The organism is Cobetia sp. (genome assembly GCF_983723665.1).
This window is the reverse complement of record NZ_CFDJES010000124.1, coordinates 1,542-8,154: the sequence shown is the minus strand read 5'-3', so window position 1 is coordinate 8,154 and position 6,613 is coordinate 1,542. Positions and strand designations below refer to the sequence as shown.

Annotated in this window: 6 protein-coding genes; 2 read left to right on the top strand and 4 right to left on the bottom strand. The window is 65.3% G+C overall.

Going from position 1 to position 6,613, the window contains the following annotated elements; translation table 11 throughout:
- Positions 1-86 precede the first annotated feature (86 nt).
- From dacB to AC4FAH_RS11695, 3 genes are all read right to left on the bottom strand, one after another.
- Positions 87-1,637, bottom strand: a complete 1,551-nt coding sequence (gene dacB / locus AC4FAH_RS11705) for a D-alanyl-D-alanine carboxypeptidase/D-alanyl-D-alanine endopeptidase (RefSeq protein ID WP_242007700.1) — start codon at positions 1,635-1,637, stop codon at positions 87-89.
- A gap of 67 nt (positions 1,638-1,704) precedes the next feature.
- Entirely contained in the window at positions 1,705-2,034 is a 330-nt protein-coding gene (locus AC4FAH_RS11700; protein ID WP_153636572.1) for a DMT family transporter, read from the bottom strand.
- A 4-nt stretch (positions 2,035-2,038) separates the two neighbouring features.
- On the bottom strand, positions 2,039-2,488 hold the full coding sequence (locus AC4FAH_RS11695) for a PACE efflux transporter (RefSeq protein WP_054557236.1): 450 nt from the start codon (positions 2,486-2,488) through the stop codon (positions 2,039-2,041).
- A gap of 141 nt (positions 2,489-2,629) precedes the next feature.
- On the opposite strand from AC4FAH_RS11695, the gene AC4FAH_RS11690 reads away from it, so the two are divergent.
- Positions 2,630-3,556 (top strand): LysR family transcriptional regulator, encoded by a 927-nt coding sequence (locus AC4FAH_RS11690; protein ID WP_153636574.1) that lies wholly within the window; start codon positions 2,630-2,632, stop codon positions 3,554-3,556.
- Positions 3,557-3,562: 6 nt separating this feature from the next.
- On the opposite strand, the gene trmB is transcribed toward AC4FAH_RS11690, so the two are convergent.
- Positions 3,563-4,252 (bottom strand): tRNA (guanine(46)-N(7))-methyltransferase TrmB, encoded by a 690-nt coding sequence (gene trmB / locus AC4FAH_RS11685; protein WP_107335950.1) that lies wholly within the window; start codon positions 4,250-4,252, stop codon positions 3,563-3,565.
- A gap of 478 nt (positions 4,253-4,730) precedes the next feature.
- On the opposite strand from trmB, the gene AC4FAH_RS11680 reads away from it, so the two are divergent.
- Positions 4,731-6,605 (top strand): beta-ketoacyl synthase, encoded by a 1,875-nt coding sequence (locus tag AC4FAH_RS11680; RefSeq protein ID WP_153636992.1) that lies wholly within the window; start codon positions 4,731-4,733, stop codon positions 6,603-6,605.
- Positions 6,606-6,613: the final 8 nt, after the last annotated feature.

The following is a 6,613-nucleotide window of genomic DNA, read 5'->3' as shown; positions in this document are numbered from 1 at the left end:
TTTTTTGTGTCTGTCACTCAGGCCATGAACACGAAAGCCCCGCCAATCGGCGGGGCTTTCGTGTTCATGCGCTCGCGATCAGGAGCTCAGTTGCGCTCGATCATCGCGGTCAGGTCCTCGGCGACCGGATCCAGCACCTGCGGCCAGGACAGATAAGGCACCGCCGCCCGGCCGTTGACCATCACCGCGAAGGCGCCCCAGCGGCCACTTTGCGTGCGGAAGTATCCCGAGATGGCGCGCACCGGCACCGGGTTGTTGAGCGTGCCCGTCTTGACCATCACGTGATTGCGGAAGGTCTCGCTGCCACGGCGGATGAAGCGCATCGGGCCATTGACCGGTGCCTGCAGGCCCGCCACGAAGGTGGGGAACAGCGCCGGGCGGTAATACATGCTGTCGAGCAACGCCACCAGTCCACTGACGCTGGTGCGGTTCTGGGAGGTCAGGCCGCTGCCGGAATACATCGTCAGCGGGCCGTGACCGGGAATCGCGCTGGCGAAGGTCTCGAGCTTGGCGCCGCCCTGGCGCAAGGTGGCCTGACTGCCGCCGACCAGCGCCAGCGTCAGCTGGTCCGCCATGAAGTTGTTGGAGTAGTTGAGCATGCGCGTCAGCAACTCCTGCATCGGCTTGCCTTCGACGCTACCGAGCTGCGCGGCGCTGGAGGGCGGCGCCGTCGAGGTGATGTCCACCCCGCCGGTCACCGTGATCCCGGCGCGCGCCAGGATGTCACGCATCAGCTCACCGGTGTACAGCGCAGGATTGGAGACGGCGCGGTAGATGCTGCGCGGCTGGCTGTCGGCGGCGATGGTGCCGGTGACGACCAGCGTATCGCGACCGTTGCTGGTGGTGCGGCGGGCATTGATGGCGCTCTTGCCCCCCGCGCCGACCGTGGTGACCTGGTTGTCGAATATCTCGGTGGGCTGGGTGGTGTCGCAGCTGGCCAGTCGCGCCGGCGCCTGACTGCCCGCACCCGGCATCACCTTCACGCACCAGCTGGCATAGTTGCTGGCCGCGGACGACAGCAGCGCATCATAGGCATTGCTGGAACGCCGCGAGGCATTGCAGCGATCGGTACTGATGCAGGGCACCGGCCCGAAGCGCCACTGGCTGATCAAAAGGCGCCCTTCGACGCGGCGGATGCCCCGAAAACGCAGCTCCTCGGTCAGACGCCACAGCTCTTCACTGGTCAGCGCCGGGTCGCCGCTGCCCTCGAGCACCAGGTCACCGGTCAAGACGCCGCCGCTGATCGTGCCCGTGCTGCGCAGACGCGTGGAGAAACGGTACTGCGGGCCGAAACGGTCCAGCGCCGCACCGGCGATATAGAGCTTGGACAGCGAAGCCGGCGTCAGTTGCTGGTCGGGATTGACCGAGGCCAGCGTCTCGCCGGTATCGAGCATGCGCGCCTGGGCACTGACGATGAAGCCCTTGTCAGTCAGTCGCGTCAGGTTGTCAAAGCCCGCCGCCTGCGCCGGGCCCGCCACGACAAGCGTCGCACCGGCCGCCATGGCCAGTCGGCGCAGCGAGCGCGTGAAACGCAGCGACTTGCCCGCTGCTGCGGGGCGCGCTGCCTTCAGCAAGGGCAACAGGGGAGACAGTCGGGAGGGTCGCGCAGAGGTCGGTGCAGTGCGAAATAGGGGCATGAGGCATCCAGTGACGTCGTCGGTGAGCATCCATGTCACAGCCGGGAGGCGCCGTGATGCCCCTAGCTTAATGAGGACTGGCGCTGGAAAACAGATGCAGGACGGCGACACCGCCCACGATCATCGCCAACCCCAGGATGGCCGGCAGGTCTGGCATCTCGCGATAGACCACCGCACCGAACACGGTGACCAGCACGATGCCGAGCCCGGACCACACCGCATAGGTCACGCCCAGCGGCAGATCACGCAGTACCAGCGTCAGGAAATAGAAGGCGATGCCGTAGCCCACCACCACGATCACGCTGGGGCCGAATCGCGAAAAGGACTCGGAGGCCTTGAGCGCACTGGTCGCGATGACCTCCGCCAGTATGGCCACTGCCAGGAAGACATAACTCATCGAATCACCTCGTATTGTGGGGGGCCAGCTGCTGCTCACGCGCGGCCTTGCGCGCCAGCAGACGACTCATCACGGCATCGAACAGCGGATTGAAGATCATGGCCCAGACCAGGAAGAAGGCAACGAAGCCCAGATCCAGCAGCAATGCCTGCCACAGCCCCAGGTCGAGCCAGGCGGCCACGATGAAGACGGTCACCAGTACCAGGCCGAGCTCGAAGCCGAGTGCCTGAGCGATGCGCTGGGTCGCGCTGCGCTGGCGGGTCGGCACCCAGCGATCGAACATCCAGTTCCAGACCGTACTCCAGATCACCGCCAGTGTGGACATCACCACCGCCAGGCTGCCCATGCTCGCCAGGTCATGTCCCGTGACCAGTGCCGACAGCGGCGCCACGAGCAGGATGCCGCCCAATTCCAGCAATCCTGCCTGGGCCAGACGTTCTTTCTTGGAACGCATGTCATACCTCCTCTCGATCACCGCGTGTGATGCCGGACGGGCTGAACGACGCGGATGGAGGAGGCATTCTAGAGAGGTACAAGATGGTTTAAAGTTGGTATCCATCTATTATTCAGATGGATCAAGGCGCGAGGCGAGGCAATGAACTGGACACTGGAGCAACTGCAGACGCTGCGCTGCGTGGCGGAGACGGGCTCGTTCTCGGCGGCGGCGCGGCGTCTGGGTCGCGCGCAATCCGCGGTCAGCACCGCCATCGCCAATCTGGAGCTGGACCTGGGCTGCGAGCTGTTCGATCGCGGCCCTCGCACGCCGGTGCTGACGCCCGCGGGCGAGGCCATGCTGCATGAAGCCAACAGCGTGCTGATGCAATGCCAGCGCCTGGAAGCACGCGCCCGCACCCTCAGCCAGGGGCTGGAAGCCAGCCTGACGCTGGCGATCGATGAGGCGCTGGTGGAGATGCCGCCAGTGATGGCGGTGCTGGAAAAGATGGCGGTGCAATACCCGACGCTGACGCTGAATCTGCTCAATGGCGCGCAGGATGAGGTGGCCCGCTGGGTGGAGCAGCACCAGGCCAATCTCGGCATCCTGTTCTATCAGCCGCTGGGTGTCATGGCGCTGGAGCGCGAGGCGCTGGGGCGACTGGAGCAGGTGCTGATCGTGGCACGCGATCACCCGCTGGCGCAGCTCGAGAGCCCGACCCACAGTGATCTGGCCGATCACCGCCAGCTGATGATCGGCCAACGTCAGCAACTGGAACCCGGCCACGAGGGGCCACGCTCACAGCGCTTCTGGCAGCTCAACAGCTTCTATGCGATGGCAGAGCTTACGACGCGCGGGCTGGGTTGGGCACAGGTTCCGCGCCATATCGCCCACTACCCCCCCTTTCAGCAGCGCCTGAAGATTCTGGACTTGAGCGCGCTGGGCGCCACCGCCGACATCGATATCGAACTGATCTCGCGCCGCGACAGCCCTCGTGGCCCCGCGGCCAGCTGGCTGCGCCAGTCACTGCGCGACACCTTCCACAACAGCCACGCCGCTATCGCCAACCAGAACCTGCCACCGACGTGAGTCGCGTCAGACCTGCAGCGGGTAGCGCTCGGGCGTGTGTTCAAGCTGGCATTCGAGTCGCCACAGCGCCTGGCCAGACTCGTGATACTTGCGCTCGAAGTGCGTCAGATAATCGCCCTGCGGCTCGAAGGCGTGCGCTGTCACCTCGACACCGGTGGCATACCCGATGGCCTGGGCGAACTCCCGAGCGTAGATCTCCCAGTTGGTGCGCAGCTCCAGCTGACCGCCCAGCGCCATGATGATCGGAAATACCGGGTGGCCCTGCCAGCGCATCTTGAGATGGCGCGCCTTGGGATAAGGATTGGGGTACAGCAGGGTGTGATGCGCAGGTGCCCAGCCCGCGGCGAGCGCCAGGCGCCAGAAGTCGACGAGGTCTGCGCGCACCAGCAAGGCGTTGTCCGGCAGCTCGCCATGCTTGCGGCTGAGACGGTCTTCGCTGCGGTCCACGCCGATGACGGCATGGTCCGGATGCGCCAGTGCCAGCTGGCGAGTCGATCGCCCGACGCCGCAGCCGCTGTCCAGCCACAGGGGCTTCGCCTGAGCCGACAACCACTGTTGCGCTTGCAGGAACGCTTCGCGGGTATGCTCCGCCACGGGTTTGCGCAGCGGATGCGCCATCGCACGGCGCACGCGACGCTCGATATCCTCGTGGGGGCCGGTCTGGGGAGAATCGATCTGGCGGGAGTTGGCGTACATCAGCAGTTCCGATAGCAACGGGCAGGAAAATCACGCGCGGAGTCTAGCAGATGCGCCTGCATCGGGCTGCGCCATATGGCGTACAGCCCATCCGGGGCCGGCGGCGCAGGAAGGCCTGGGCACAAAAAAAGGCGCCTGCCTCGCGGCACGCGCCTACACCAACTCAAACAGCCACGACAGAATGGCAGCTTGCGATTCGAAAATCAAACAAACGTTTAATCACGATCATCCCGCGCCATGACGAGTACAAAAACAGGCCAGTGGGACTCGCACTGAGCGCAGAGATATCGCACAGTGTTCGCAGCAAGCGCTCGCTGGCGCGCCCGCGTAGAGGCGGGGGTGCATGACGCCTGTATTGAGGGGGTGTTATCATCCGCCCATCATTTGGACGAATATCCGCAGAGGTATCGCCCAGACCAACGACTCACAGTATTTTTACGAGGAAAGCGGCTTGTCACACTTACCGGTGATCGTCGGCATGGGCGGCGTCAATGCCGCCGGCAGAACTTCGGGCCATCAGGCGTTCCGACGCACGGTGCTCGACTCCCTGCCGGAGACAGACCGTCAAGAGACCCTGCTGGGGCTCGCGTCGCTCATGAACCTCGCCCGCTGCGATGATCAGGGCCAGTGGTTCGATGCCGAAGGCCAGCCCGCCGAGGCTCAGGCGCTTGCGGAGCGTCTGGCAGACCAGGTGCTGACCCACACCCTGATTCGTCGCATTGAAGACGAGCGCTTCAACGCGACAGGCATTCCTGCCAATCGTCAGTCAAAGCTGACGCTGGGCCAGGACTTGACCTTCACGCTGCGCAGCCGCCAGCTGCCGGAACAGCCGCCCGCTGACTGGCAGATCCGCGAGCTGGACAACCGTCATGTCGAGGTCACGGTACCGGCCGGCGAATTCGATGTCCTGCTGCCCGATCATCGTCAGGCGCTGGTGCGTGCCGCGGGTCAGCTGCCCAGCGGCTTCGCGCCGGAGCAGCTCTATCGCAGCGTGCATCACCCGCGCGGCCTGTCGATGACCATCTTCGGTGCCAGCGATTGCCTCGGCGACAGCGGCCTGGACTGGGATGCGCTGCGCGATAGCCTCGATCCGGACGATATTGCCGTCTACGCCGGCAACTCCATCGGCCAGATGGACGCCGAAGGCTGGGGCGGACTGATGAAGTCCTTCGTGGCCGGCGAGCGCGCCACCTCCAAACAGATGCCGCTGGGCTATGCCCAGATGCCCGCCGACTTCCTCAATGCCTATGTGCTGGGCAATGTCGGTGGCGCCGGTGCCGCGATGGGCGCCTGCGCAAGCTTCCTCTACAACCTGAAGCTGGGCCTGAACGACATCCGCAGCGGCCGTCGCCGTGTGGTGATGGTCGGCACCGCCGATGCGCCGATCACGCCGGAAGTCATCGAGGGCTTCCGCAGCATGGGTGCCCTGGCCGATGACGAGAGCCTCAAGGCCCTCGACGCGCTGGAAGTGCTCACCGACAGCGATTACCAGAAGGCCTGTCGCCCGTTCGCGCGCAACTGTGGCTTCACCATCGCGGAAGCGACCCAGTTCGTGATCCTGATGGCGGATGATCTGGCGCTGGACACCGGCGCTCGCATCATCGGCAGCGTGCCGGACGTGTTCGTCAATGCCGACGGCTGGAAGCGTTCCATCTCGGCGCCCGGCGTCGGCAACTACATCACCCTGAGCAAGGCGGTGGCGCTGGCGCGCGATATCGTCGGCGATGAAGGCGTGCGCCAGCGCAGCTTCGTGCACGCCCATGCCACCTCCACGCCGAAGAACCGCACCACCGAGTCCCACGTGCTCAATGAAGTGGCTCGCGCCAACGACATTCAGGCCTGGCCTGTGGTGGCGGTAAAATCCTTCGTCGGCCACAGCCAGGGCAGCGCCGCGGGCGACCAGGCGGTGTCGGCGCTCGGCAGCATGGCGACCGGCATCCTGCCGGGTATCCCGACGCTGGATGCCATCGCCGATGACGTGCATCACAGCCACCTCGACATCCGCCGCGAGGCGCGCGAGTTCACCGCAGACGTCGCCTTCATCAATGCCAAGGGCTTCGGTGGCAACAACGCCAGTGGCGTGGTGCTGTCGGCAGACGTCACACTGAAGTTGCTGGCGGCGCGGCATGGTGAGGCGGCACTGGCTGCCTGGCGTGAGCGCAGCGGTCTCTGCGAGCAGCGTCGCGCCGACTATCTGGACAAGGCACAGCGCGGCGAATTCACGCCGACCTATCGCTTCGGTGAAGGCGTGCTCGAAGGTCCGGAGCTGGAGATCACGGATCGCGAGATCCGTATCCCCGGCTATGCGAAGCCCGTCTCGCTCAAGGTCGACAACCCCTTCGGTTCGCTGTAAGCCAGGCT